The 25,133-nt window shown below is 67.1% G+C and carries 22 protein-coding genes; 8 read left to right on the top strand and 14 right to left on the bottom strand.

Annotated elements, in window-relative coordinates; all coding sequences use genetic code 11:
* The first annotated feature begins 26 nt into the window (after window positions 1–26).
* The 4 genes from prpC (at window position 27) to AC07PZ_RS11390 (ending at window position 5,947) form a co-directional block, all read left to right on the top strand.
* Window positions 27–1,205 carry a bifunctional 2-methylcitrate synthase/citrate synthase gene (gene prpC, locus AC07PZ_RS11405; RefSeq protein ID WP_495295198.1) on the top strand — a complete coding sequence of 393 codons (1,179 nt, stop codon included), beginning with the start codon at window positions 27–29 and terminating at the stop codon, window positions 1,203–1,205.
* 64 nt (window positions 1,206–1,269) lie between these two features.
* On the top strand, window positions 1,270–3,864 hold the full coding sequence (gene acnD / locus AC07PZ_RS11400; RefSeq protein WP_495295197.1) for a Fe/S-dependent 2-methylisocitrate dehydratase AcnD: 2,595 nt from the start codon (window positions 1,270–1,272) through the stop codon (window positions 3,862–3,864).
* Window positions 3,865–3,876: 12 nt separating this feature from the next.
* Window positions 3,877–5,070: a 2-methylaconitate cis-trans isomerase PrpF gene (gene prpF, locus AC07PZ_RS11395; protein ID WP_495295196.1), complete on the top strand. Its 1,194-nt coding sequence runs from the start codon at window positions 3,877–3,879 to the stop codon at window positions 5,068–5,070.
* A 16-nt stretch (window positions 5,071–5,086) separates the two neighbouring features.
* Window positions 5,087–5,947, top strand: coding sequence for an isocitrate lyase/PEP mutase family protein (locus tag AC07PZ_RS11390; protein ID WP_495295195.1), 861 nt, complete (start codon window positions 5,087–5,089; stop codon window positions 5,945–5,947).
* Window positions 5,948–5,985: 38 nt separating this feature from the next.
* Here the strand turns inward: AC07PZ_RS11390 and acpA are convergent, their stop codons facing one another.
* Both acpA and AC07PZ_RS11380 read right to left on the bottom strand, forming a co-directional pair.
* Window positions 5,986–7,725 carry an acid phosphatase gene (gene acpA / locus AC07PZ_RS11385; RefSeq protein WP_495295194.1) on the bottom strand — a complete coding sequence of 580 codons (1,740 nt, stop codon included), beginning with the start codon at window positions 7,723–7,725 and terminating at the stop codon, window positions 5,986–5,988.
* A 141-nt stretch (window positions 7,726–7,866) separates the two neighbouring features.
* On the bottom strand, window positions 7,867–9,066 hold the full coding sequence (locus AC07PZ_RS11380; protein WP_495295193.1) for an MFS transporter: 1,200 nt from the start codon (window positions 9,064–9,066) through the stop codon (window positions 7,867–7,869).
* A gap of 102 nt (window positions 9,067–9,168) precedes the next feature.
* Between AC07PZ_RS11380 and AC07PZ_RS11375 the strand changes: the two genes are divergently transcribed.
* A complete protein-coding gene (locus AC07PZ_RS11375) occupies window positions 9,169–9,954 on the top strand; it encodes an AraC family transcriptional regulator (protein WP_495295192.1) in 786 nt (261 codons plus the stop codon).
* A gap of 65 nt (window positions 9,955–10,019) precedes the next feature.
* Here AC07PZ_RS11375 and AC07PZ_RS11370 read toward each other — a convergent pair whose 3' ends face one another.
* From AC07PZ_RS11370 to AC07PZ_RS11345, 6 genes are read right to left on the bottom strand one after another with little or no spacing between them, the layout of a single operon-like run.
* Entirely contained in the window at window positions 10,020–10,883 is an 864-nt protein-coding gene (locus tag AC07PZ_RS11370; protein ID WP_495295191.1) for a carbon-nitrogen hydrolase family protein, read from the bottom strand.
* The gene (locus AC07PZ_RS11365; RefSeq protein WP_495295190.1) at window positions 10,880–11,677 is read right to left on the bottom strand and encodes an ATP-binding cassette domain-containing protein; all 798 of its coding nucleotides are present in this window, start codon (window positions 11,675–11,677) and stop codon (window positions 10,880–10,882) included. Before AC07PZ_RS11365 ends, AC07PZ_RS11370 begins: the two co-directional genes overlap by 4 nt.
* Window positions 11,674–12,654 carry an ABC transporter ATP-binding protein gene (locus AC07PZ_RS11360; protein ID WP_495295189.1) on the bottom strand — a complete coding sequence of 327 codons (981 nt, stop codon included), beginning with the start codon at window positions 12,652–12,654 and terminating at the stop codon, window positions 11,674–11,676. Before AC07PZ_RS11360 ends, AC07PZ_RS11365 begins: the two co-directional genes overlap by 4 nt.
* A complete protein-coding gene (locus tag AC07PZ_RS11355) occupies window positions 12,651–13,499 on the bottom strand; it encodes an ABC transporter permease (RefSeq protein WP_495295188.1) in 849 nt (282 codons plus the stop codon). Before AC07PZ_RS11355 ends, AC07PZ_RS11360 begins: the two co-directional genes overlap by 4 nt.
* Window positions 13,496–14,461, bottom strand: a complete 966-nt coding sequence (locus AC07PZ_RS11350; RefSeq protein WP_495295187.1) for an ABC transporter permease — start codon at window positions 14,459–14,461, stop codon at window positions 13,496–13,498. Before AC07PZ_RS11350 ends, AC07PZ_RS11355 begins: the two co-directional genes overlap by 4 nt.
* 36 nt (window positions 14,462–14,497) lie before the next feature.
* The gene (locus AC07PZ_RS11345) at window positions 14,498–16,150 is read right to left on the bottom strand and encodes an ABC transporter substrate-binding protein (RefSeq protein ID WP_495295186.1); all 1,653 of its coding nucleotides are present in this window, start codon (window positions 16,148–16,150) and stop codon (window positions 14,498–14,500) included.
* Window positions 16,151–16,311: 161 nt separating this feature from the next.
* Here AC07PZ_RS11345 and AC07PZ_RS11340 point away from each other — a divergent pair, with 161 nt between their 5' ends.
* Together AC07PZ_RS11340 and AC07PZ_RS11335 are read left to right on the top strand one after the other, a co-directional pair.
* Entirely contained in the window at window positions 16,312–17,748 is a 1,437-nt protein-coding gene (locus tag AC07PZ_RS11340) for an amidase (protein WP_495295185.1), read from the top strand.
* Window positions 17,749–17,757: 9 nt separating this feature from the next.
* Window positions 17,758–18,627 (top strand): MurR/RpiR family transcriptional regulator, encoded by an 870-nt coding sequence (locus tag AC07PZ_RS11335; RefSeq protein WP_495295184.1) that lies wholly within the window; start codon window positions 17,758–17,760, stop codon window positions 18,625–18,627.
* Window positions 18,628–18,661: 34 nt separating this feature from the next.
* Here the strand turns inward: AC07PZ_RS11335 and AC07PZ_RS11330 are convergent, their stop codons facing one another.
* Window positions 18,662–19,252, bottom strand: coding sequence for a TetR/AcrR family transcriptional regulator (locus AC07PZ_RS11330; RefSeq protein WP_495295183.1), 591 nt, complete (start codon window positions 19,250–19,252; stop codon window positions 18,662–18,664).
* A 71-nt stretch (window positions 19,253–19,323) separates the two neighbouring features.
* On the opposite strand from AC07PZ_RS11330, the gene bdcA reads away from it, so the two are divergent.
* Window positions 19,324–20,037, top strand: coding sequence for an SDR family oxidoreductase (bdcA, locus tag AC07PZ_RS11325; RefSeq protein WP_495295182.1), 714 nt, complete (start codon window positions 19,324–19,326; stop codon window positions 20,035–20,037).
* A gap of 8 nt (window positions 20,038–20,045) precedes the next feature.
* On the opposite strand, the gene AC07PZ_RS11320 is transcribed toward bdcA, so the two are convergent.
* The 5 genes from AC07PZ_RS11320 to AC07PZ_RS11300 all read right to left on the bottom strand — a co-directional run.
* Window positions 20,046–21,647 (bottom strand): gamma-glutamyltransferase family protein, encoded by a 1,602-nt coding sequence (locus AC07PZ_RS11320; RefSeq protein ID WP_495295181.1) that lies wholly within the window; start codon window positions 21,645–21,647, stop codon window positions 20,046–20,048.
* 19 nt (window positions 21,648–21,666) lie between these two features.
* Window positions 21,667–23,181, bottom strand: coding sequence for an amidase (locus tag AC07PZ_RS11315; protein ID WP_495295180.1), 1,515 nt, complete (start codon window positions 23,179–23,181; stop codon window positions 21,667–21,669).
* An 11-nt stretch (window positions 23,182–23,192) separates the two neighbouring features.
* On the bottom strand, window positions 23,193–23,558 hold the full coding sequence (locus AC07PZ_RS11310; protein WP_495295179.1) for a RidA family protein: 366 nt from the start codon (window positions 23,556–23,558) through the stop codon (window positions 23,193–23,195).
* A 70-nt stretch (window positions 23,559–23,628) separates the two neighbouring features.
* Complete coding sequence (locus tag AC07PZ_RS11305) at window positions 23,629–24,678, bottom strand: ABC transporter ATP-binding protein (RefSeq protein ID WP_495295178.1); 1,050 nt, start codon at window positions 24,676–24,678, stop codon at window positions 23,629–23,631.
* On the bottom strand, window positions 24,675–25,133 hold a 459-nt coding region (locus AC07PZ_RS11300), incomplete at its 5' end, for an oligopeptide/dipeptide ABC transporter ATP-binding protein (RefSeq protein WP_495295177.1). The genes AC07PZ_RS11305 and AC07PZ_RS11300, both read right to left, overlap by 4 nt.

The following is a 25,133-nucleotide window of genomic DNA, read 5'->3' as shown; positions in this document are numbered from 1 at the left end:
GAGCGATTGTGCGTAGATTGCGAAGCATGACAACACCACAAACGACCGTTTCGAGCGGCACGCCCCCCGCAGGCTTCAAGCCCAAGAAATCCGTCGCGCTGTCCGGCGTCACGGCCGGCAACACGGCGCTGTGCACCGTCGGGCGCACCGGCAACGACCTGCACTACCGCGGCTACGACATCCTCGACATCGCCGAGGTCTGCGAGTTCGAGGAGATCGCGCACCTGCTGGTGCACGGCAAGCTGCCCAACGCAGCCGAACTGCGCGCCTACAAGACCAGGCTCAAGGCCATGCGCAACGTGCCGGTCAGCGTGAAGCTGGCGCTGGAACAGATTCCTGCCGGTGCGCATCCGATGGACGTCATGCGCACTGGCGTGTCCGCCCTGGGTTGCACGCTGCCCGAGAAGGACGACCACAACACGCCCGGCGCACGCGACATCGCCGACCGGCTGATGGCGTCGCTCGGCTCGATGCTGCTGTACTGGTACCACTGGTCCACCAACGGCAAGCGCATCGAACTGGAAACCGATGACGACTCCATCGGCGCGCACTTCCTGCACCTGCTGCACGGCAGCAAACCCAGCGGTGCGTGGGAGCGCGCGATGCACACCTCGCTGAACCTGTACGCCGAGCACGAGTTCAATGCCTCGACCTTTGCGGCCCGCGTGATCGCCGGCACGGGCAGCGACATGTATTCGGCCGTCTCCGGCGCCATCGGCGCCTTGCGCGGCCCCAAGCACGGCGGTGCCAACGAGGTGGCCTTCGAGATCCAGAAGCGCTACGACAGCCCCGACGATGCCGAAGCCGACATCCGCCGCCGCGTCGAGGCCAAGGAGGTCGTGATCGGCTTCGGCCACCCGGTCTACACCGTGAGCGACCCGCGCAACGTGGTCATCAAGGGCGTGGCCAGGGTGCTCTCGGGAGAGACCGGATCGACCAAGATGTACGACATCGCCGAGCGGCTGGAATCGGTGATGTGGGAGGTGAAGAAGATGTTCCCCAACCTGGACTGGTTCAGCGCCGTGAGCTATCACATGATGGGCGTGCCGACCGCCATGTTCACGCCGTTGTTCGTCATCGCGCGGACCTCGGGCTGGGCCGCGCACATCATCGAGCAGCGCATCGACAACAAGATCATCCGGCCGAGTGCGAACTACACGGGCCCCGAAGACCTGGCGTTCGTGCCGATCCAGGACCGCCTCTGAATCGCTTCCAAGCCGCCTCCAACCCACCGCGAAACCGGCGGCACCGCAGCGTGCCGCCCGCCCCATGAATATCCGATACCGCAAGAACCTGCCCGGCACATCGCTGGATTATTTCGACGCCCGCGCGGCCGTCGACGACATCGCACCCGGTGCCTACGACCGCTTGCCCTACACCTCGCGCGTGCATGCCGAGAACCTGGTGCGCCGCTGCGACCCGGCGACCCTGGTCGACTCGCTGCGGCAACTGATCGAACGCCGACGCGACCTGGACTTCCCGTGGTTCCCGGCGCGCGTCGTGTGCCACGACATCCTGGGCCAGACCGCGCTGGTCGACCTGGCCGGCCTGCGCGATGCCATCGCCGACATGGGCGGCGACCCGGCCAAGGTCAACCCGGTGGTGCAGACCCAGTTGATCGTGGACCACTCGCTGGCCGTGGAGTTCGCCGGCTTCGATCCGGACGCATTCGCCAAGAACCGCGCGGTGGAGGATCGCCGCAACGAAGACCGCTTCCACTTCATCGAATGGACGAAGAAGGCGTTCAAGAACGTCGAGGTGATCCCGCCGGGGAACGGGATCATGCATCAGATCAACCTTGAAAGAATGAGCCCCGTGGTGCATGCGAAGGACGGTGTCGCCTACCCGGACACGCTGGTCGGCACCGACAGCCACACGCCGCATGTCGATGCGCTGGGCGTCATCGCGATCGGCGTCGGCGGCCTCGAGGCCGAGAGCGTGATGCTGGGCCGCGCCTCCTGGATGCGCCTGCCGGACATCGTCGGCGTCGAACTGACGGGCCGCCCGCAGCCGAACATCACCGCGACCGACATCGTGCTGGCCCTGACCGAGTTCCTGCGCGTGGAAAAGGTGGTCGGCGCCTACCTGGAGTTCCACGGCGAGGGCGCGCGTGCGCTGACGCTGGGCGACCGCGCGACCATCTCGAACATGACGCCGGAGTTCGGCGCCACCGCAGCCATGTTCTCGATCGACCGGATGACCATCGACTACCTGCGCCTGACCGGCCGCGAGGACGAACAGGTCCGCCTGGTCGAGCTGTATGCAAAGCAGACCGGGCTGTGGTCCGATGCGCTGGAGACCGCCGAATACGAGCGCGTGCTGCGCTTCGACCTGTGTTCGGTCGTGCGCAACATGGCCGGCCCGTCGAACCCGCACAGGCGGTTGCCGACGTCCGACCTGGCGGCGCGCGGCATCGCTGCATCGTGGCAAGAGACGCCCGGCCAGATGCCCGACGGTGCGGTGATCATCGCGGCCATCACCAGTTGCACCAACACCAGCAATCCGCGCAACGTGATCGCCGCCGGGCTGCTGGCCCGCAACGCGAATGCGCGCGGCCTGACGCGCAAGCCGTGGGTCAAGTCGTCCCTGGCGCCAGGCTCGAAGGCGGTGCAGCTCTACCTGGAAGAAGCGGGGCTGCTGCATGAACTGGAGCGGCTCGGGTTCGGCGTCGTGGCCTTTGCGTGCACCACCTGCAACGGCATGTCCGGCGCGCTGGACCCCGCCATCCAGCAGGAAGTGATCGCGCGCGACCTGTACGCCACGGCCGTGCTGTCGGGCAACCGCAATTTCGACGGCCGCATCCATCCTTATGCCAAGCAGGCCTTCCTGGCCTCGCCGCCGCTGGTGGTGGCCTACGCCATCGCCGGCACCGTGCGCTTCGACATCGAGAAGGACGTGCTGGGCACCGATGCCGACGGCCGCGCCGTGACGCTGAAGGACATCTGGCCGAGCGACACGGAGATCGATGCGATCGTTGCGGCGAGCGTCAAGCCCGAGCACTTCCGCCGGGTGTACGACCCGATGTTCAGGATCGGCGCCGTCAATGGCGAGGCCGTCAGCCCGCTGTACGACTGGCGCCCGCAAAGCACCTACATCCGACGCCCGCCGTACTGGGAAGGGGCGCTGGCCGGCGAGCGCACCTTGCGCGGCCTGCGTCCGCTGGCCGTGCTGCCGGACAACATCACGACCGACCACCTGTCGCCGTCCAACGCGATCCTGATGGACAGCGCTGCCGGCGAGTACCTGCACAGCATGGGCTTGCCGGAAGAAGACTTCAATTCATACGCGACGCACCGCGGCGACCACCTGACCGCCCAGCGCGCGACCTTCGCCAACCCGCAACTGGTCAATGAGATGGCCGTGGTCGACGGCCGCGTGAAGAAGGGGTCGCTGACCCGCATCGAACCCGAGGGCGAGGTCGTGCGCATGTGGGAGGGCATCGAGCACTACATGCGGCGCAGGCAACCGTTGATCATCGTCGCCGGCGCCGACTACGGCCAGGGCAGCTCGCGCGACTGGGCTGCCAAGGGCGTGCGGCTGGCGGGCGTCGAGGCGATCGCCGCCGAAGGCTTCGAGCGCATCCACCGCACCAACCTCATCGGCATGGGCGTGCTGCCGCTGGAGTTCAAGCCCGGCGTGAGCCGGCTGACGCTGGGCCTGGACGGCTCCGAGGTCTACGATGTCGTGGGCGAGCGCCAGCCGCGCACCACGCTCACGCTGGTGGTTCACCGCAGGAACGGCGAGCGCGTCGACGTACCCATGACCTGCAGGCTGGACACGGCCGAGGAGGTTTCGATCTACGAAGCCGGCGGCGTGCTGCAGCGCTTTGCACAGGACTTTCTCGCAGCCGGCCAGCCGGCCTGAACAACGTATCGCATGTCACATATCTCCCAGATCAGGATTCCCGCCACCTACATGCGCGGCGGCACCAGCAAGGGCGTGTTCTTCCGCCTGCAGGACCTGCCCGCCGTTGCCCGCGAGCCCGGCCCCGCGCGCGATGCGCTGCTGCTGCGCGTGATCGGCAGCCCCGACCCGTATGGCAAGCAGATCGACGGCATGGGCGCGGCGACGTCGAGCACCAGCAAGACCGTCATCCTGTCCGCCAGCAGCCGGCCCGGCCACGATGTCGACTACCTGTTCGGGCAGGTCGCCATCGACCAGCCCTTCGTCGACTGGAGCGGCAATTGCGGCAACCTGTCGGCCGCGGTCGGGCCCTTCGCGATCAGCAACGGGCTGGTCGACGCGCAGCGCATTCCGCGCGACGGCGTGGCCATCGTGCGCATCTGGCAGGCCAACATCGGCAGGACCATCGTGGCGCACGTGCCCATGGCCGATGGTGCGGTGCAGGAGACGGGCGGCTTCGAGCTCGACGGCGTGACCTTCCCGGCGGCCGAGGTGCAGCTCGAGTTCATCGATCCGGCCGACGAAGGCGAGGACGGGGAGGGCGGCGCGATGTTCCCGACCGGCAACCTGGTGGACGACCTGGCGGTGCCCGGCATCGGCACGCTGAAGGCGACGCTGATCAACGCCGGCATTCCCACCATCTTCGTCAATGCCGGGTCGATCGGCTACACCGGCGCCGAGCTGCAGGACGCGATCAACGGCGACGCCGATGCGCTCGCCATGTTCGAGACCATCCGCGCCCACGGCGCCGTGCGCATGGGCCTGATCCGGCATGTGGATGACGCTGCGCGGCGCCAGCACACGCCGAAGGTCGCCTTCGTCGCACCGCCTGCCGCCTACGTTGCCTCCAGCGGCAAGGCGGTGGCGGCGGGCGACGTGGACCTGCTGGTGCGGGCGCTCTCGATGGGCAAGCTGCACCACGCGATGATGGGGACGGCCGCCGTGGCGATCGGCACGGCGGCGGCCATCCCCGGGACGCTCGTGAACCTGGCGGCTGGCGGCGAGGAACGCTCGGCGGTGCGCTTCGGGCATCCCTCGGGCACCTTGCGCGTGGGCGCCGAGGCCCGGCAGGCCGACGGCCAGTGGACGGTGACGAAGGCCCTGATGAGCCGCAGCGCCCGTGTGTTGATGGAAGGCTGGGTCCGAGTGCCCGGCGACAGTTTCTGATTGGAAAGCTTCAAGCATGTCGACCCGCAAGACTCTCAAATCCCTGGCAGAAGCCCGCCGCGGCGTTCTCGTGCCGGGCGCGTTCAACGCCCTGTCCGCCAAGGTCATCGAAGACCTCGGCTTCGAGGCCATCTACGTCACCGGCGCCGGTGTCACCAACATGTGGTTCGGCATGCCGGACCAGGGCTTCATGGGCCTGCACGAGATCGCCGACCACACGGCACGCATCCGCGACGCCGTGAGCCTGCCGCTGATCGTCGATGCCGACACCGGTTTCGGCAACGCGCTCAACGTGCGCCACACGGTGCGCGTGCTCGAACGTGCCGGCGCGGACTGCATCCAGCTCGAAGACCAGGTCGCGCCCAAGCGCTGCGGCCACTTCTCGGGCAAGGAGGTCATCTCGACGGAGGAGGCCGTCAGCAAGATCAAGGCAGCCGTCGATGCCCGGCACGACCCGGACTTCCTCATCATGGCGCGCACCGATGCCTGCGCCACGCAGGGTTTCGAAGCCGCGCTCGAACGCGCGCAACGCTTCGCGGAGGCCGGCGCCGACATCCTGTTCGTGGAGGCCGTCACCACGGCGGAGCAAATCCGCGCGCTGCCGCAGCGGCTTCAGAAGCCGCAGTTGATGAACATGGTGATCGGCGGCAAAACGCCGATCTTCGGTGCGCAGGAATTGAGCGAGCTCGGCTACGGCATCGTGCTGTATGCCAATGCGGCGCTGCAGGGCGCAGTCGCCGGCATGCAGAAGGCGCTGACGGTGCTGCGCGACACCCGGCGCGTGGACGAAGACCCCGCGCTGGTCGTGTCGTTCGCGGAGCGGCAGCGCCTGGTCGGCAAGCCCGAATGGGATGCGCTGGAGAAGCGCTACACCTGAGCGTCGGCAGTGGCGGACGCGCCGGGCTGCCGCGTGCGTCAGCCCAGGTTCAGCGCGTTGGTCAGGTCGCCCAGCAAAGCCTGGCCGCGCGCCGCCATGGCTTCGTCGCGCATCTGCAGTCCGGGGAGTTTCTCCAGGTCGAAGACGCGGGTGATCAGGCGCAGCACCGACGCGGTGTCGTAAGGCGTGTGGTCGACGACGCCCTTGCGCGACAGCGGCGAAATCACCAGGGCCGGGACGCGCGAACCAGGGCCGAAGCGGTCGCCTGCCGGCGGCGCCACGTGGTCCCACCATCCGCCGTTCTCGTCGACCGTCACGACCACGACCATGTTTTCCCACTGCGGGCTGTTGCGCAGCAGCTGGATGGCATGGGCGATGTGCTGGTCGCCCGAGGCGACGTCGGCATAGCCGGCATGCATGTTGAGGTTGCCCTGCGGTTTGTAGAAAGTCACCGCCGGCAGCTGTCCCGCGCGCGCATCGGCGAGAAACTTGTTGGAGGACTCGTCGTCGCCCAGCCCTGCGTCACGCAAGCGTTTGCTGCGCGCCGCGGTGCCCGGCGCCAGGTTCTTGAAGTAGTTGAAGGGCTGATGGTGGTATTGGAAGTTGGGCACCACCGGCGTGCCGTTCGCGATGTTGGCGCCATGCTGGTCGAGCGTCTGCTGGAACGCGCCCGCATACCAGGCCCAGTCCACGCCCTTGCGATCGAGCTTGTCGCCGATGTGTTCGTGCGATTGCGGTGGCAGCGCCGTGGCGTTCTGTGCCAATGCAAAGTCGACCACGTTGCCCGAGGCATCGAGCTTCAGGTTGGTCCACGTCGGGATGTAGGGCGGCGCCATGGTGTTGACGGCGTAGCTCACGCGGGTGCCGTCCGGCAAGGTCTCGGTCGGTGTCAGGGCACTCGGACCGAAACGGGGGATGCCGTCGAGTGCGCTCGCCGGCGATGCGGGCAGCGGCTTCAGGCGCGCGTCGTCGGCGCGGCCGCTCACGGTCGTGGCGATGAGCTCGCGTGCGATCGACCGGTCCGCATCCGGATAGCTCGGCGCGGCCGCGGAGATCAGGTAGAGGTGGTTGAGGAAGGAGCCGCCGAACGCACCCTGGAAGAAGTTGTCGCACAGCGTGAATTCCTGGGCGAGTCCCCACAGGCGCAGGGCGTAGTCGGTGTTGGCGTAGTAGCCCATGGTGAAGCCGCCCGAGTCGGCCCACGCCACGAACTGGTCGTTCTTGCCGCCATTGATCTGCATCTGGTTTTGATAGAACACATGCCAGAGGTCGCGGGTGACCAGCGTCAGCGGCAGGTCTTCGCCCTTCGGCCCCTTGAGGGCGAACGGTGCGTTCAGCAGGTTCTTCTGGAACTGCTGTTCGGGCGCATAGGTGAGGCCGTTGTGCGTCTGTGCCTTGGGCAGCCAGCCGCCGGGCACGACAGGCAGCACCGGCAGCACGGTCTTGCCGTCGCGATCGACCTGCTGGTAGTCCTCCGGGCGCAGTTTCGACAGAGGCGCCTGCAGGCCCGGATAGTTGGCGAACAGGTTGTTGAAGCTGCGGTTCTCGCCGTAGATCACCACCACGGTCTTGACCTTCCGGCGCAATGCCGCATCCAGCTCGACGGAGGCTCGCGTGTTCGTGGGGGTCGTCTGGCAGCCGGAGAGCAGGCTCGTGCTCGCAGCGGCTGCGATCGGTGCGGTCAATGCGCCGCCCAGCAGGCGACGGCGGCTCACTGAAAGAAGGGAGTCGGCCGATTCGGTGTTGGGCGTCGGCTTCGAATCCTGCGTGTTTTTCATGTTGGAGTCAGCAAGTTGGAACAAGCAGCGAACGTAGAGATTCTGTGCGTCGGTTCCGTGACAGAACATGCGCAGCGCGCCGTTCGGACGAAATTTCGTCCGATGTGCCGGCGCAATGAAAGGCATTCGAAAGCTGGGTGCTCAGGCCGGTGCCGTTTCGGTCTCCGCCTCGGCCTGCACCACCTGCACCGCCCGGTTGCGCAGCCGCAGCGCGAGTACCGTCGCTGCGCACAGCACGCACAACGCCGCCGTCATCGTCACGCCCAGCCCGCGCGCGTCCGACAACATGCCGAACAGCGGCGACACCAGTCCCCCCACCGAAAGCGCAAGCCCCAGCGTGATGCCGCTGGCCGTGGCCGGATTGCGTGGCAGGTAGTCCTGCGCCAGCGTCACCTGCGCGGCGAAGGGCAGGAACATGCTCATGCCGAGCAGCGCGGTGCAGGCCAGTGCCATGCCGGCCGACGGTGCGAGCACGATGCCCGCCATCGACGGCAGGGCGAGCAGGTAGCCCGCGCGGATCGTGCCGATGCGCCCCGTGCGGTCGCCCAGCCAGCCGCCGAGAAGCGTACCGACCGCGCCCGCAGCCGTGAAGGCAGTGAGCGCCGCCGCGCCCTGAAAGGCCGTGCCGTGCAGGTCGCGCGTGATGCGCAGCGACAGCATCGACAACACGGTGACGTAGGGGATCGACCAGCCCACGATGGTCGCCACCAGCCAGCCGAAGGCGCGCCAGTCGTTGTGCGGCTTGAGCAATCGGGCGTCGGCCGTGCGCGCCGCCTTCGCGGCCGCCGCCGTGGCCGCACCGCCGCGCCCGGCGTTCGCCAGCAGCCACACCGCGCCCATCGCCAGTGCCGGCAGGCCCAGCAGGTAGCTGCGCGCCAGTCCACCGCCGCTCACCGCGGTGGCTGCCAGCACCGGTGCGAACGAGGCACCGATGGTGCCGCCGACCGAGAACACGCTCATCGCTTTCTGCGACGCGCCACCGGCCGCCCGCGCCGCGACGGTGGCCGGCGGGTGGTAGGCCGCGATGCCCAGTCCGCACAGCGCGATGGCGATCCAGGTCATCAGGTAGCTGTGGCTCAGGCCGGCCAGCACCACGCCCAGCGCGGCCACCAGGAAGCCGGTGGGCACCAGCCAGCTGCGCGGGTGCCGGTCGGCATACAGGCCGAAGAGTGGTTGCACCACGCTCGACAAGCCGGTGGCCGCGAGCATCAGCCCGCTGACGGCCGTGTAGCTGTAGCCCCGCTCCAGCACCATGAAAGGCAGCAGTGCAGGCACCAGGCCTTGATAGAGGTCGTTGACGGCATGGGTGCCGGTGAGCAGCCCGAGTCGGCGCTTGTTCATTCGATCGATTCCTTGATGTCCATGGGCTTTCGGTAGCGGAGAGGCATCGTAGGAAGCCATGGGCAGATGTTCTCGCCACGAATCGGCATGTATCGTCGAGGAATGGACAAACTGAATCTGCGCCCTGCCGAGGGCGAGTCGACCCCGCGCGCGGTGGCCGCGCTGGCGACCGATCCTGAAGGCGACGCCTTCATTCCGCTGCACACGCACCGGCGCGGGCAGCTGATCCATGCGATCTCAGGGGTGATGCTGGTGAGCGCCGTCGCCGGCAGCTGGGTGGTGCCGCCGGGTCGCGGGGTATGGGTTCCGGCCGGCATGGCGCACCAGATCCGAATGGCGGGCGAGGTGAAGATGCGCACCGTGTTCGTCGAGCCAGGCACGCGCGCCGACCTGGGCGGCGACTGCCGCGTGATCCACGTCGGCGAGCTGCTGCGTGCGCTGATCGTCACGGCCGCGTCGCTGCCGCATGACTACGCGCCTGGTGGGCGTGACGAGCGCGTGATCGAGCTGATGCTCGATGAGATCGAAGCAGCGCCCGCGCTGGCGCTGCATGTGCCCATGCCGCGCCACGCGCGCCTGGCCGCGCTGTGCGAAGCGCTGGTGCGCGATCCCTCGCTGCCTGCCTCGCTGGACGACTGGGCGCTGCGCCTGCACATGAACAGCCGCACGCTGGCGCGTCTTTTCCAGCGCGAGACGGGCATGAACTTCGGCGCGTGGTGCCGCCAGGCGCGCCTGCTGCTGAGCTTGCCGAAGCTGGCGGCCGGCGCGTCCATCCTCGAGGTGGCGCTGGCGCACGGCTACGAGAGCCCGAGCGCCTTCACCGCGATGTTCCGCCGCACGCTGGGGGTGCCGCCCAGCCAGTACCTGCATCGAGCAGATATCAAATGACGTTCATCGTCTCCTTGCGCGGATCCGACCAAGCGACGGAGGTCGGCGAGCAGCCCGGCTGCCGATCACGCAACGGGATGGTCCCGCGTCCGCAGCGCCAAGGGGCCGAGCGCATGCAGTGCCGGCGGGCACTCCTCCGCCTGGTTGTAGCAAGGGAAGCGCACGGCCGTGTCGCGGAACGATTTCAGCATCTGCCCGAGCCCCTGGAGCCCATGCGCGCGCGTTCGGCGCACCCGTGCCAGGTCGAGCACCATCGGAATGGTTTCCGCCGCATCGCCCGCCTGATGCAGCACGTCGCCCTCCGGGCCCACCAGGATCGATCGGCCGTTGCCCAGCTCGCCCGCGCTGTTGATGTCGATGAAGTAACACTGGTTGGCGATCGCGTTCGCTCGCGCCAGGATCAGCTCCTGCCCGCGGTCGGTCGTGCCGGTCATGGTCGGATGAAGGATGACTTCGGCGCCGCGCCAGGCGAGTGCGCGCGACACCTCCGGGAACCACTGGTCGTAGCAGATCGACAGGCCGAAGCGGCCGACGCCCGGCACGTCGAAGGTCGAGATTTCGCTGCCGTGGGCGATGCCCGCCTCGTAGGGCAGGAACGGGTAGATCTTGCGGTAGCGCGCGACCACCGTCCCGTCCGGCGCGATCGCCGAGGCGGTGTTGTAGGTGCGGTCCTCGCAGCGCTCGTACAGCGAGCCGGGCACGAGCCAGATGCCATGCCGGCGCGCCAGCTGGCGGTAGGCTTCCTCCGCCGGGCCCGGCAGCGGCTGCGCGCGGGCGCGCAGGGGGCCGAAGGTCGCCAGCTCGCTCAGCACGATCATCTGCACCCACGGGAACCGCTGCATCGTGAGCGCGATATGCCGGGCGATGTGCTCCTGGTTGTCCTCGGCCGCGAGTGCCAGCTGCAATCCCGCAATGGCGAATTCGCTCATGTCATGTCTCTCTTTTCTGGTGCCGGTGACTGTTGGCTGATCGACGCGTACAGCGCCCGGCTGTAGGGGTGGTCCGGGGTGTCATAGAACCTGGCCGCGTCGGCCACCTCGACCAGTTCCCCTTGTCGCATCACCGCGACGCGATGCGAGACATAGCGTGTTGCAGCCAGGTTGTGCGAGATGAACAGCGCGGCAAAGCCGTGCTGGTCCTGCAACTGGCGGATGAGATTGAGGATCTGGCTCTGCACCGACACGTCGAGCGCACTGACGGCCTCGTCGAAGACCACGAAGCGTGGCTGCGTGATCAGCGCCCGCGCGATGGCCATGCGCTGGCGCTGGCCGCCCGACAGTTCGCCCGGGTAGCGCTGAGCGAGTTCCGCCGGGAGGCCGACCTTGGCGAGCATCTCGTCGACGCGGTCCGATCGGTCCTTGGCGGAGCCCCAGCCCTGGATCGCCAGCGGTTCCATGATCGACAGCCCGCTGCGAAGACGCGGGTTGAGCGCCCATTCGGGATGCTGGAACACGACCGACAACGCGCCCGAGCGGCGCACCTGGTCGTCGAAGGGCTGGCCATCGAAGCGGAAGCTGCCGGAACTCGGCGCGATCAGGCCGAGCGCTACGCGGCCCAGCGTCGACTTGCCGGAGCCCGACTCGCCGACCAGGCCGAGCGTCTCGCCGGGCGCGATCGACAGCGTGATCCCCCTGACGGCGGGCACGTCCACGTGCCGCCACAGTCCACGCTTGCGGTAGGTCACGCCGAGTGACGCGAACTCGATGATGGAAATGTCGGTCATGCGAGCGCGCGCTCCATGTGCGCGAGGTCTTCTGCCGCGAAATGGCAGGCCACGGTACGGCCGTCGACACTGCGCTCCGCGGGCCGCTCGACGAGGCAGCGGGCCTGCGCGATACCGCAGCGCGGCGCGAAGGTGCAGCCGGTGGCGGCGCCCTTGAGTACCGGCGGAACGCCCGGGATCGGCAGCAGCTTCTGGCCGGGACGCTCATTGCCCGCCGCGGCCCGGATGAGCGCGCGGGTGTAGGGGTGGCGCGGCCTGCTGGCGATGCGCCCGCTGGCGCCGGTCTCGATGATTCGTCCGCCGTACATCACGGCCAGGCGTTCGCAGCGCTGCGTCACCATGTGCAGGTCGTGGCTCATCAGAACCAGGCTGGCGCCGGTGGTGGCGCGCAGCGCCGTCAGGAGGTCAAGGATCACGCCCTGAACGGAAGCGTCCAGCGAGGCGGTGGGTTCGTCGGCGATCAGGATGGCCGGCCGGCGCGCGATCGCCTGGGCGATCACGACGCGCTGGGCCATGCCGCCCGAGAGTTCATGCGGGAACTTGGCCGACGTCTGCGCAGCGTCGGGCAAGCCGACACGATCGAGCAGCGCCTCGACGTCCGCGCGCGTCGCACCGGCGCCGAGCGCCAGTGCGACCTGGCGTCCGACGCGCATCGTCGGGTCCAGCGCCGCCATCGGGTTCTGGTAGACGATGCCCAGCTTCTCCCGGCGCAGCCTGCGCAGCGCATCGGGCGTGCACGACAAGGCCGAATGACCCCCGATGCGCACATCGCCCGCTTCGACCTGCGCGTTCGGCGCCAGCAGCCGGCCGATGGCCATGCCCAGCGTCGATTTTCCCGACCCGCTCTCGCCGACGATGGCCAGGCTGTCGCCCGCCGCGATGTCGAGGTCCACGCCGTCCAGCGCGCGCACCGGCGCCTGGCCGCGCCCCATGCGGTAGGAGATCACAAGGCCCCGAAGTTCGACGTCGTCGCTCATTGCAGCGGCCTTCCGCGCAAGGGTTCGAGTGCGTCGCGTATCGCGTCACCGAGAAGATTGACAGACATGATCGACAGCGCGAGACACAGTCCCGGTATGAGCACCAGTGAAGGCGACAGGTTGAGATAGACGCTACCCAGCCGCAACAGCGACCCGAGCGACGCGAGCGGCGGCTGCACGCCGAGTCCGAGAAAGCTCAGGCCGCTTTCGATCAGCATGCCGACCGACAGCGCATAGCTCAGCTGGACAACCGCGGCACCCCACACGTTGGGCAGGATGTGGATGCGCAGCACGCGCCATGTCGACGCGCCGGACACCGTGGCAGCGACCACGAAGTCGCGCTTCGACACCGACAGCGTGGCTGCGCGGATCACCCGCACGAACAGCGGCAGCGTGGCCGTGGCGATCACCACGACCGCGGCGCTGCCGCCGGCCCCGAGCACCGCGGCGGCAAGCAGTCCGAACAGCAGTGCGGGAAAGGCGAACAGCACGTCGGCCAAACGCGCGATGAGCGAGTCCGTGAAGCCCTGCATGTAGCCCGCGACCATGCCCAGCAGCGTGCCGAGCAGGCCGGTGATCAGCACGGCAGCGGAAGAGACCAGGAAGGTGGCGCCGATGCCCTGGACCACCCGGGGCAGGTAGTCCCGCCCCAGTTCGTCGGTGCCCATCGGAAAGGCGAGGCTGGGGCCGGCGAGCCTTGGACCCGCGCCGATCGCCTCGGGGTCGCCCAGGGGCAGCAACGGCCCGACGGTGCCCACGAATACCAGCAGCACGAGCAGAACCGCGCCCAGCAGCCCCAGCGGATCGGCCCGGAGAAAGCGCCACAACGCGCGTGCGGCTCTCATCGGGCACCCCGCGCCGCGCCGATGCGCGGGTCGATGAGCGCATAGGCTACGTCGGCGGCCATGTTCAGCGCCACGAACACGAAGGCGGCGATCAGCACGCCGGCCTGCACCACGGCATAGTCCCGGCCCTCCAGCGAGCTGTAGATGTAGTAGCCGACGCCGGGAATGGAGAACAACACCTCCGCAATGACGGCACCGCCGAGGAGAAAGCCGAAGTAGGTCGCGGTGACGGTCACCACGGGGATCGACGCATTGCGAAGAATGTGATGGCGCACGATGCGCAGTGGCGGGTCGCCGCGGCCGACCGCGGCGAGGATGTGGCCTTCGGTCAGGGTACGAAGGACTGCGTCGCGCGTGATGCGCAGGATCAGCGCAATGCCGAAGATGCTCAGCGACGCGACCGGCAGGACCACTGTCTTGAGGTTGCCCCAGGCATCTTCCGAGAACGGGACGAAGCCGCCGACCTTCAAACCCAGCGACCATGTCGAGAAGACGAAGATCAGCACGCTGCCGACGACGAATTCCGGCACGCTCGCACCCAGCGCGCCGACGAGGCGGCCGATGCGCCCGCCGCTCGCCCCTTCGGCCACGGCACTCCACACGCCGATCGGGAAACCCACCAGCAGCACGAGCAGCAGCGTGAGCGACGCCAGCTCGGCAGTGACCGGCACGCGCCGCAGCATCTCGTCGATCACCGGCGTGTTGCTGACCATCGACACACCGAAGTCGCCGTGCATCAACGCCATGAGCCATTGGCCGAATTGAACGACGACCGGCTGGTCCAGGCCGTATCGGGCACTGATCAACGCCCGTGTTTCGGGCGTGGCGAACGGGCCGAGCAGGACATCTGCGTAGCCGCCCGGCACGAGGCGCAACGAGATGAAGACCAGGAGCGAGACGCCCAGCATGGTCGTCGCGCCGATCAGCAGGCGCGGTATCAGAAAGAAGGCCAGCCGCAACATGTCGTCAGCGTCCGGCGCTTGGTGTCACACCGCGGCTCATCGCTTCTTCGGGTCGAATTCGGCCACGTACTGGTACGTGTTCGACGAGCCGGAAACCGGGTCGAGGCGGATCGCCACGCGGTCGCTGCGATGGACGAAGAAGTCCACCTTGTCGACCAGCGCCAGGATGTTGGCGCCATCGTCGATGCCGCGGCAGATGTCGGCGAGCTGCGTGTCGCGCTCTGCGCCAGCCGATTCGCTCTTGACCTTCTCCAGCGCATCCGCGAGCGAAGGGACGTACTCCTGGAACATCTTGTTCCAGACCGCGAACTTGGGGTTCCACCAGGCGATCACCATCGACGGGTCGCTGTAGCCGGCCAGCCATGAAAGGGCGGCGTCGAACTCGCCCTTGGTGAAGACGCGGTTCAGCGCTTCGGCCGTCGGCAGTTGCTGGATCTTCACGTTGATGCCGGCCGGCTTCACGTTCTGCTGGATCACCTGCGCAATGCGCGCGTAGGTCGGGTCGGAGGCTGGCGCAATGATCTCCACGTCCACGCTCGGCTTGCCGGTGGCGGCGACCAGCTCGCGCGCCTTGGCCAGGCGCTCCGCACGTGGCAGCTTGTAGGTGTCGAGGTCGTGGCACGCGGCCTTGCCGAAGGCGCGGGGAATCGGGTAGTCGGGCTTTGCGGCGCCTGCGAACACGATGCTGGCGATGGCATCGCGGTCGATGGCGAGGTTCATCGCCTGGCGCAGCCGCTTGTCCTTGAAGGGCGACTTCTCGGACAACGCGTTGATGTCCAGGCGGTAGTAGTTGGTCGTGTTCTGCGAGGTCACGACGAGGCGGTTGTCGCTCGCGACCAGGCGGCCGATGTCGGGATTGGAGAAGCCTGCGTAGTCGATGCGGCCGTCGCGCAGCGCGGCGATGCGCGCGGCATCGTCGGGGATGATGCGCACGTTCAGGCGATCGGCCTTCGGATAGCCCGGCCGCCAGTAATACGGATTGCGCACCAGCGTCCAGCTCTCCTTGGGCTTGTATGTCTCGACCATGAACGGGCCCGAGCCCAGGAGGCTGCGGGTCGGGTCGAAGCTGCCGTCGCGGAACTCCTTCATCGGAAGGATCGCGGCCGTGATGTGTGCGAGCGACGCCAGGAACGCGGCGTGCGGCTTCTCCAGGTCGATCCTGACGGTCTGGTCGTCCACCGCCGTCAGCGTCTTGATCGAACCGAACTGGCGCGACCAGTACGAAACGATGCGGTTGCTGGCTTTCTTCTTCTCCTCGTCCGTCTTTGCGGCCGCGACGCCGGCCGGATTCATCTCCACGCCCGTGATGCGCTGCAGGCTGCCGATGACGTCGGCAGCCGTCACGGGCCGCCCGTTCGACCACTTCGCCTCCTTGCGCAGGACGAGCACGTAGCTGGTCGGCGAGGGCTGGCTCCACGACACGGCCAGGCCCGGCTGCAGGTGCATGTCCTTGTCGGTGGTCAGCAGTGTTTCGTAGACGTGCTCGTAGATTGCCCACGATGCGACGGTCCCTGCCATGTGGACGTCCATCGTGTCGAGGTCGGCGTTGGCGCCCCAGGACAGCTCCTTGCCTGTCTGGGGCGACTGCGCCATCGACGGCGCAACACCCGCCCATGCAGTGACGGCGGCCATCGCCAGCAGCGCAAGTGTCCGACGGCCTGGCCGTCCTCTCATCAAAGCAATCTTCATGAACTGGAACTCCTGAATGAATATGTCGAGTTGGCGCGATTATGTGATTCACATAACAGTTAGTCAATTTAATGTTTATTGAGATAACATTCACTCGACACTGGCGCATGGCCGTCGGTGACGGGTCGACGTTGTCCGCTCATACAGAAAGGAATCCCGAAATGCTCACGTTCAGCGACTACCGAAGCCACGACGCTGTAGGCCTGGCCCAATGCGTCAGCCGCGGAGAGATCAGTCCGTTGGAATTGCTCGACGCCGCGATCGCCCGCGCAGAGACGGTGAATCCGGCCATCAATGCGGTAACCCAGAAACATTTCGAGCTCGCGCGCGAGGCGGTGCGCCAGGGCTTGCCGAGCGGGCCGTTTCGAGGCGTGCCCTTCCTGTTGAAGGACATCTCCGCGCAGTTGGAGGGGACAGTCACAAGCAACAGTTGCAAGCTCTACGCCAATGCCGTCGCAACGCGGGACTCGACACTCGTCGCCCGGTACAAGCAGGCCGGGCTGGTGATCTTCGGCAAGACCAACACGCCGGAGATGGGGCTGGCCGCCTCGACCGAATCCGCACTGCACGGCAGCACGCGCAATCCGTGGGACCTGGAGCGCACGGCCGGTGGCTCCTCCGGTGGCGCCGCTGCGGCGGTGGCCGCCGGGATCGTGCCCGCTGCGCAGGGCAGCGACGGTGGCGGCTCCATCCGCATCCCCGCATCATGCTGCGGCCTGTTCGGACTCAAGCCCACGCGCGCCCGTACGCCCGTCGGGCCGTTGATCGGCGAGACCTGGGGCAGCATGGGCGCTGTGCACGTACTCACGCGCAGCGTGCGCGACAGCGCTGCGTTGCTCGATGCGACCCAGGGCCCGGCAAGTGGCGACCCTTATGCGGCACCGCCGGTCGAACGCCCCTATCTCCAGGAGGTGTCGACGCCGCCGGGACGGCTGCGGATCGCGCTTCAACTTGCGCCGTTGTCGGGGCTGCCCGTCGACGGCGAATGCCTGGCCGCCGCGCGCAATGCGGCCTTGCTGATGCAGGAGCTGGGCCACGAAGTCGTCGAAGCCATGCCGCCCGGAAATGCAGCGGAACTGGGTGCGGCGTCATGGACGCTGGTCGCCACCGGCGTCTCTTCGTCGTTGCAGCGGCGCGCCGCGGCGCTGGGCCGCAAGCTGCGCGAAGACGACGTCGAAGCGGTCACCTGGGATGCCGTGCGGCACGCGCAGACACTGTCGGCGGTCGACCATGACAACGCGCTGCTGGCCATCCATTTGCAGGGGCGGCGCATGGGTGAATTTCATGCACACTACGACCTCTTGCTGAGCCCCACGCTGGGCCATCCACCCGGGCCTCTCGGGCCGCAACGGATGAGCAACCCCGACATCGAGCAATACGTCGCCGCCCTGATGCACTTCTCGCCATTCACCAGCATGTTCAACATGACCGGCCAGCCGAGCATGTCCGTTCCTTTGCACTGGACACCCGACGGCCTGCCGGTGGGCGTGATGTTCAGCGCAGCGCATGGCCGCGAGGGTCTGCTGCTGAGGGTCGCTGGCCAACTCGAACAGGCGCGGCCCTGGTTCGACCGCGTGCCGGCCACGACACTCCGCTGAGTCCGCCGCATGCGACGCTCCGTCCCACCCTCCAAGCTCGGCGAGCGCATCAACGCCCAGTTCGCCCGCATGACGCCTGCGGAGCGCAGCATCGCGAGCTACATGCTCGGCAACCTGCACCTGTTGCCTTTTGAAAGCGCGGCCGGCATTGCTGCCAGGGTCGGCGTGAGCCAGATGACCGTCGGCCGCTTCCTGCGCAGCATCGGCTACGAGGGCATCGGCGCGGTCAAGGCGGAACTGCGCGAGGCCACGCTCAGTCCCGAGCTGAAGGTCGGCGGGCGGCTTGGACGAATGGTCGTCAAGAGCGCAGCCGGAGAGGGTCTGCACAACAACCTCCAGATGGAAGTCAATGCGCTGGTCGATGTCTACGAGTACGTCGGCACGCCGATGTGGAACAGGGCGCTGACGCATCTGACGGAGGCCGATGCCGTGTTTGTCGCAGGGTTCCAGACCGTGAGCGGCATGGCGTCGGACTTCGCGGCCCGGCTCCAGTATCTGAGGCCAGGCGTCGGGGTGCTCGACGGACGCGACGGGACTTTCGCCGATCTCTTGGCCGGCACGTCGGCATCACCGTGCCTGGTGATTTTCGAGATGCGCCGCTACACGCGATTCAGCCAGTTGCTGGCAAAGAAGGCACAGGAACGTGGCATCGACCTCATCGTGCTTTGCGACCGCCATTGCGTCTGGGCGCACGACCACACGGACCTGGTCTTCACGGTCAATACCGACGGCACGCTCTTCTGGGACAACCAGACGCCGTTCCTGAGCCTGACGAACCTCATGTTCGACTACATCGTGCGCCGGCTGCAACCGTCCGTGACCGAGAGACTCAAGGCGATGGCTGAATTGCAGGATCAGTTCAAGGCTTTTCCGGAGTAGGGCTGCGCGGCCGGTCCATGGTCGCGCCGGGCGTTCACGCAGGAAGCGTTTGCGCGATGGCCATGCCGGCCAGCCGTGCGGTGGCCAGCAGCCGGTCCAGGCCTTGCCCATGGCGAGCGCTCGCCGAAAGCCCGGCCATGGTGGTGCTGACGAAATCCGCCAGCCGATCGGCTTCCTGCGGGTAGCGCTCGGCGATGCAACGACGAATCACGTCTTGCGCGGCGACGTGGAACACGCTGGCCGCCTCGCGTGCTTCCGTGTCATTGCAACGCGTGCCTTCCAGCACCAGGCAGCCCGTGGCCGCGGGGTTGGCCGCGTAGCTGCGAGCGGCTGCTTCCAGCACTTGGGCCAGCGACACCGCCAGCGGACGATCCGCGCGCAGGATCTGCTTGAGAGGGATCGCGCCGGTCTCGGCGTAGCGATCGAGGATGCGTGCATACAGCCCGGCCTTGCTGCCGAAGGCTGCATAGAAACTGGGTGGGTTGATGCCGAGCGCCTTGGTCAGGTCCGCGACGCTGACTGCGTCGTAGCCCTTCGCATGAAACAGCTGCTGAGCCGTGGCAACCGCCTCATCCGGGTCGAACCGGCGAGGGCGGCCGCGCGTGCGCAAAATATCTGTAGTCATGATTACAAAATTCTTGACAGAGGGTGGTTTTGATTATGTATCATTCACTACATTAATACCAAGGAGTGATCATGCCAGCGTTCGAGAACAAGTCGGTTTTGGTGCTCGGCGGCAGCCGGGGAATCGGGGCAGCCATCGTCCGCCGCTTCGTGGCGGATGGCGCGAGGGTGGTGTTCACCTACGCCGGTTCTGCCGAAGCGGCGGAGCTCCTGGCCAACGAAACAGGCAGCACGGCCTTCTTGACGGACAGTGCCGATCGGGACGCGGTCATTGCCCGGGTTCGCGACAGCGGCCCGCTGGACGTGCTGGTGGTCAATGCCGGCATCGCCATCTTCGGCGACGCGCTGGAGCAGGACCCGGATGCCGTGGATCGGCTGTTCCGCATCAACATCCATGCGCCTTACCACGCGGCGGTGGAAGCGGCGCGGCAGATGCCGTCGGGCGGGCGGATCATCGTGATCGGCTCGGTGAACGGAGACCGCATGCCGGTTCCCGGCATGGCGTCCTATGCGCTGAGCAAATCCGCGTTGCAGGGACTCGCGCGGGGGCTGGCGCGCGATTTCGGTCCGCGCGGCATCACGATCAACATCGTGCAGCCGGGTCCGATCGATACCGATGCGAACCCGGAGAACGGGCCGATGAAGGAGTTGATGCACAGCTTCATGGCCATCAAGCGCCACGGCCGTTCCGAAGAGGTGGCAGGCATGGTCGCTTGGCTCGCGGGACCGGAGGCGGGCTTCGTGACGGGCGCGATGCACACGATCGACGGTGCTTTCGGCGCCTGATCTCGCCATCAGACGCCGCTGGCTTGGCCATCCTTTCGATGATCTGACGCACCGAGATAACCGTCGTGGAGTTTCATGATCGCTTGCGATCCGCCGAACTCGTCTGAAAAACGTGGGGCCACAACGATGGTGTGCCCGCGTCTGCGCAATTCGCCAACGGCCGATTCAGGGAAATTCCATTCGACCAGGACGGTCATGTTGTCGTCCATGATTCGCCAGCGCGGTGCGTCGATGATGGCCTGGGGATTCTGTCCGTGGGCTGCTCTCAAGGTCACCTGGAGATGGCCTTGCGCCTGAATCGAGCCGCCCATCACGCCGAAACTCATCAGCGGCTTTCCGGCCTTCATCAGGAAGCCGGGGATGATCGTATGGAACGGTCGTTTGCGAGGACCCACCTCGTTGGGGTGGCCAGCAATCAGATTGAAACCCCAGCCTCGGTTGTGCAGCGCAATGCCTGTGCCAGGCACGACGAGGCCGGACCCAAAGCCCTTGAAGTTGGACTGGATGAACGAGACCATCATCCCTTGCTTGTCTGCCACTGTCAGATAGATCGTCCCGCCGGCATGCGGCTTGCCGGGTCCCGGGAACGAGGCGCGCGCCATGTCGATGGCGCCGGCCCGCTCGGCAAGATAGTCGGCTCCCAGCAAGTGCGCCGCGGAGACCTCAAGCATCGCCGCAGGATCACCGACGTACGCATGGATGTCGGCGAAGGCCAGCTTCATGGCCTCGATCTGCAGGTGGAAGAAGTCCGGCGAGTCCGGTTCGATCCCTTGAACCCCCAGGCTGTCCAGCATGCCGAGGGCCATGAGTGCACCGATTCCCTGGCCGTTCGGTCCGATCTCGTGAAGCGCCAGGTCGCCGTAGTCCGCATGGATCGTCTCGACCCAGTCGGCGCGGTGCTCCGCGAGGTCAGCACGTGTCATGGTGCCGCCCGTTGCCGCCGCGTAGTCTTCGATGCGTCTGGCGACTTCGCCGTGATAGAAGTCCGCGCCTCCCGTGTTGGCGATGGTCGTCAGCGTCTGCGCCTGGCCTTCGCACCGGAAGCGTTCACCGGGCAGAGGTGCGCGCCCGCCAGGGGCGAATGCGTCGGCGAAGCCGGGGATGTGACTGAAGACGGGGACCTGGGCTTGCCATTGCCGGCTGACGATGGGGGTGACGAGATAACCGTCCGTTGCGTAGCGGATGGCGGGCTCGAAGAGGTCTGCAAACGGCAGCTTCCCGAAGCGTTCCGACAGCGCGACCCAGCCCGACACCGCGCCGGGCACCGTCACTGCGTCCCAGCCGAGCGGCGGCATCTTGTCGTATCGGGCGAAGTGCTCCCGGGTCCATGCCGCGGGCGAGCGCCCCGAAGCGTTGAGACCCTGCAGCGCATGTCCGTCCCAGACGATGGCGAAGAGATCGCCGCCGATCCCGTTCATGCAGGGCGCCACCACGGTCATGGTGATGCCTGCTGCGATGGCTGCATCGACGGCCGAACCGCCTCTGGCAAGGATCTGCAGCGCAGCGTTGGTTGCAAGCGGATGCTCCGTGCTGGCCATGTTGTCGGCCAATGCGGGCATGCGTTGGGAGGGATAGGGGAACGCCCAGGAAACAGTATCTTTGTCGCTCATTGCAGTTCGTCTGGATGGGTCAGACCGCAGAGCCGGGCGCAGGGCCGGACGCTGTAGCCGACAAGTCGGGAGGGGTCGTGACGATGGACCGCAGTGTGGGGACCGCATCTTGCAGATGGGTCAGGTTGGGTCGAGGACGGCCGAGTCCCTCGATGCCGATGAACCATCGTTCGAGCGCGTGCGCGGCACCGAGCACTTCTCGATCGGATCTGAATCGTCCCACCACCTGCAGTCCGAATGGCATGCCCCTGTGGTCGACGCCGCAAGGGATCGAGATGGCCGGATGCGTCGCCAGAGTCACGACATAGGTCAGGCTCAACCAGCGGTAATAGTTTTCCTGCCTGACACCGTTGATTGCGTCCGCGTAGAGCTGCGTCCACGGAAACGGCGAGACCGGGGTCGTCGGCGACAGGATGAGGTCGCAGTCTTCGAACGTGCGCTGGAAGGTATGGAGAAGCCGTGTCTGCTCTGCCTGCGCCCAGGCGCTGTCCTGGAGACTCATCTTTGCGCCCATCTCGTAGTTGGCACGGGTGTTCGGGCCGAGACTGTCCGGGTTCTTCCGATAGGCGGCATGGAGTCCGGCGACGAAGGATTCCGCTCGCAAGACATCGAAGCACCGATGGACCTCCGCCAGGTCGACATCGATCTCGTCGCAAGCCTTGAACAGATGGCGGATGGATCGAACCTTTTCTCTGAACACGGCGCGGATGCCGTCATCGACTGCGCACGTGCCGAAGTCCTCGGTCCATCCGATGCGCAGCGACGAGAGGTCGACGTCCGGGGGAAAGAGGAACGACAGGGGATCCAGTGGATAGCTGAGAGGATCTCCGGCATGCATACCCGCAGTCGCGGCCAGTTGGAGACAGGCGTCGGCAACCGTCCTTCCCAGCGGGCCGACGACGGATATGGGTGTCCAGCCCAGAACCTTGCGCACACTGGGAACGATGCCGGGTGAAGGCCTGAAGCCGACCACGCCACAGATCGCGGCCGGGATCCGCAAGGAGCCGCCTGTGTCGGAGCCGGTGCAGACAGGCAGCATGTCGCATGCCAATGCCGCGGCCGAGCCACCCGAAGACCCGCCGGCGTTGAGGTTGGGATTGAACGGGTTGCCGGTGGCGCCCCACACGGTGTTGCGCGTATTGGCGCCGGCGCCCATCTCCGGCACATTGGTCTTCGCTGTCACGATGCCGCCCGCGCGCCGCAGGCGTTTGACGAGCTCGATGTCTTCGTCGGGTACATGGTTGCGGTAGATGGCCGATCCACCCGTCGTCAGCAGACCTTGGGTCGCTTCGAGATCCTTGACGCCGATCGGGAGTCCGTGCAACAGACCCAGCGGTGCGCCGGCCATCACGGCGGACTCGGCGACCTTGGCCTCGGTTCGGGCACGTTCGAAGCATGTCGCCGTCACGGCATTCACGAACGGATTGACCTGCTCGATCCGGGCGATGCAGGCTTCCAGCAGCTCCACTGGAGACAGTTGCCTGTCGGCAATGAGTCTTCGAAGCTCTGTTGTGGACGTCTCGACGATGGACATGGTGTGCGTATTCAACCGACCCAAGCCTGCGCCTCGATTTCTACGAGAGCCCCTTTGTAGAGCTTTGCCTCGACGGTCGATCGGGTCGGGAGTCCATCCGTGAAATGGCGTGCATATTCGTCGTTGAACGCTGAGAAGTCGTCGAGGTCCGCCAGCCAGACCGTGACCTTCACGACGTCGGCCATCGACGCACCGCGGGCCTTGAGCTGGGATGCGATCCGGACCAGGCATTCCTGTGTCTGAGCCTGTATGCCGCCGTCGAGAATCTGCCCGGTCGCATCGATGGCGAGGACGCCCGACAAGAAGAGAAATCCGCCGGCGCGCACGGCACTGGAAAGGGGAACGGGAAGCGGGGCGGGATAGCGCTCGATGGTCATGATGTGGTGGCTCTTCGATGAAGGTGATGTGGAGAAGGATGTGGGAGCGTGTTCGGCGGAGATGCGCGGTTCATCTGAAATGGCAGGCGACCCAGTGCCCGCCGCTCGAACTCGAAGTGCGCTCGCTGAGCGCCGGGTCGTCGGACTTGCAGATGGCCTGCGCCAGCGGGCAGCGCGTGTGGAAGCGGCAACCGCTCGGCGGATTGGCCGGGCTCGGCGGATCGCCCTGCAGCAGCATCCGCCTGGCCGGCGTGCGCGGGTTGGGCACCGGCACCGCCGACAGCAGGATCTCCGTGTACGGATGGCGCGGCGCCGAGAACAGCGTGTCGCGGTCGGCCACCTCCACGATGTGGCCCAGGTACATCACCGCCACGCGGTGGCTGATGTGGCGCACCACCGCCAGGTCGTGCGCCACGAAGAGATAGGCGATGCCGAACTCCGCCTGCAGGTCCATCAGCAGATTCACCACCTGCGCCTGCACCGACACGTCCAGCGCCGACACCGGCTCGTCGCACACGATCAGCTTCGGGTTCAACGCCAGCGCCCGCGCAATGCCCAGCCGCTGGCGCTGCCCGCCCGAGAACTCGTGCGGGAACTTCGTCACCGCCTCGGGCCGCAGCCCGACCTTGCTGAACAGCCAGCGCACCCGTTCCTTGCGCTCGGCCGCGGGCATGCCGAAGTTCTTCAGCGGCTCGGCCACGATCTCGCCGGCCGCCAGCCGCGGGCTCAGCGACGCGTACGGGTCCTGGAAGATGATCTGCACGTCGCGCCGGCGCAGCCGCATCTGCTCGGCGCTCAGCGTCGTCAGCTCCTCGCCGTCGAGCGTCACCGAACCCGAGGTCGGCTCGATCAGCCGCATCACCGACTTGGCCGTGGTCGTCTTGCCGCAGCCCGACTCGCCCACCAGCGACAGTGTCTCGCCGCGCGCCACGTGGAAGGACACGCCGTCGACCGCCTGGATCGGCGGGCGCTGCTTCGACAGCCAGCGCTTGGGCGAGATGTAGTGCTTCTTGAGGTTCTCGACCTTCAGCAGCGTGTTGGCGGGTGCGGTGATGGGCGCGGTGGCGATCGGCGATGCGGATGCCGTCCCGGTGGCCTCGGAAGAAAGAACGGCGTTCATGCGGTGACGGCCTCGGAGGTTGCTGCTGCGGCGCCGGCCGCCTTGGGCGGCGAGAGATCGATGCGCTGCTCCTCCACGGCGAAGCAGGCGACCACGTGGCTGCCGCCGTGCCCGGTGGCTGGCCCGGCATGTTGCTCGGTGAGCTGGGGCATCTCGCTGCGGCAGCGCGCATCGGCGTACGCGCAGCGCGCCGCGAACGAGCACCCACGCCGCGGCTCCTGCGGCGAAGGCACCAGCCCCGGAATCTCCGCCAGCCGCGCGGCCTGCGTGTTCATCGCCGGCATCGAGGCCATCAGCGCGCGCGTGTACGGATGCAGCGGCCGGTCGAACAGGTCCATTACATCGGCTTCCTCCACCTTGCGCCCTGCGTACATCACCACCACCCGGTCGCAGCTCTCGGCCACCACGCCCAGGTCGTGCGTGATCATCACCACGCCCATGCCCAGCTCCTTCTG

The sequence above is a fragment of the Variovorax sp. GW821-FHT10B04 genome (assembly GCF_059415645.1).
This window is presented reverse-complemented; position numbering and strand designations above follow the sequence as displayed.

Bases quoted from the DNA above. Each gene is read 5' to 3' on its own strand.
- prpC (WP_495295198.1), top strand. From the start codon at position 27: ATGACAACACCACAAACGACCGTTTCGAGCGGCACGCCCCCCGCAGGC.
- acnD (WP_495295197.1), top strand. From the start codon at position 1,270: ATGAATATCCGATACCGCAAGAACCTGCCCGGCACATCGCTGGATTAT.
- prpF (WP_495295196.1), top strand. From the start codon at position 3,877: ATGTCACATATCTCCCAGATCAGGATTCCCGCCACCTACATGCGCGGC.
- AC07PZ_RS11390 (WP_495295195.1), top strand. From the start codon at position 5,087: ATGTCGACCCGCAAGACTCTCAAATCCCTGGCAGAAGCCCGCCGCGGC.
- acpA (WP_495295194.1), bottom strand. From the start codon at position 7,725: ATGAAAAACACGCAGGATTCGAAGCCGACGCCCAACACCGAATCGGCC.
- AC07PZ_RS11380 (WP_495295193.1), bottom strand. From the start codon at position 9,066: ATGAACAAGCGCCGACTCGGGCTGCTCACCGGCACCCATGCCGTCAAC.
- AC07PZ_RS11375 (WP_495295192.1), top strand. From the start codon at position 9,169: ATGGACAAACTGAATCTGCGCCCTGCCGAGGGCGAGTCGACCCCGCGC.
- AC07PZ_RS11370 (WP_495295191.1), bottom strand. From the start codon at position 10,883: ATGAGCGAATTCGCCATTGCGGGATTGCAGCTGGCACTCGCGGCCGAG.
- AC07PZ_RS11365 (WP_495295190.1), bottom strand. From the start codon at position 11,677: ATGACCGACATTTCCATCATCGAGTTCGCGTCACTCGGCGTGACCTAC.
- AC07PZ_RS11360 (WP_495295189.1), bottom strand. From the start codon at position 12,654: ATGAGCGACGACGTCGAACTTCGGGGCCTTGTGATCTCCTACCGCATG.
- AC07PZ_RS11355 (WP_495295188.1), bottom strand. From the start codon at position 13,499: ATGAGAGCCGCACGCGCGTTGTGGCGCTTTCTCCGGGCCGATCCGCTG.
- AC07PZ_RS11350 (WP_495295187.1), bottom strand. From the start codon at position 14,461: ATGTTGCGGCTGGCCTTCTTTCTGATACCGCGCCTGCTGATCGGCGCG.
- AC07PZ_RS11345 (WP_495295186.1), bottom strand. From the start codon at position 16,150: ATGAAGATTGCTTTGATGAGAGGACGGCCAGGCCGTCGGACACTTGCG.
- AC07PZ_RS11340 (WP_495295185.1), top strand. From the start codon at position 16,312: ATGCTCACGTTCAGCGACTACCGAAGCCACGACGCTGTAGGCCTGGCC.
- AC07PZ_RS11335 (WP_495295184.1), top strand. From the start codon at position 17,758: ATGCGACGCTCCGTCCCACCCTCCAAGCTCGGCGAGCGCATCAACGCC.
- AC07PZ_RS11330 (WP_495295183.1), bottom strand. From the start codon at position 19,252: ATGACTACAGATATTTTGCGCACGCGCGGCCGCCCTCGCCGGTTCGAC.
- bdcA (WP_495295182.1), top strand. From the start codon at position 19,324: ATGCCAGCGTTCGAGAACAAGTCGGTTTTGGTGCTCGGCGGCAGCCGG.
- AC07PZ_RS11320 (WP_495295181.1), bottom strand. From the start codon at position 21,647: ATGAGCGACAAAGATACTGTTTCCTGGGCGTTCCCCTATCCCTCCCAA.
- AC07PZ_RS11315 (WP_495295180.1), bottom strand. From the start codon at position 23,181: ATGTCCATCGTCGAGACGTCCACAACAGAGCTTCGAAGACTCATTGCC.
- AC07PZ_RS11310 (WP_495295179.1), bottom strand. From the start codon at position 23,558: ATGACCATCGAGCGCTATCCCGCCCCGCTTCCCGTTCCCCTTTCCAGT.
- AC07PZ_RS11305 (WP_495295178.1), bottom strand. From the start codon at position 24,678: ATGAACGCCGTTCTTTCTTCCGAGGCCACCGGGACGGCATCCGCATCG.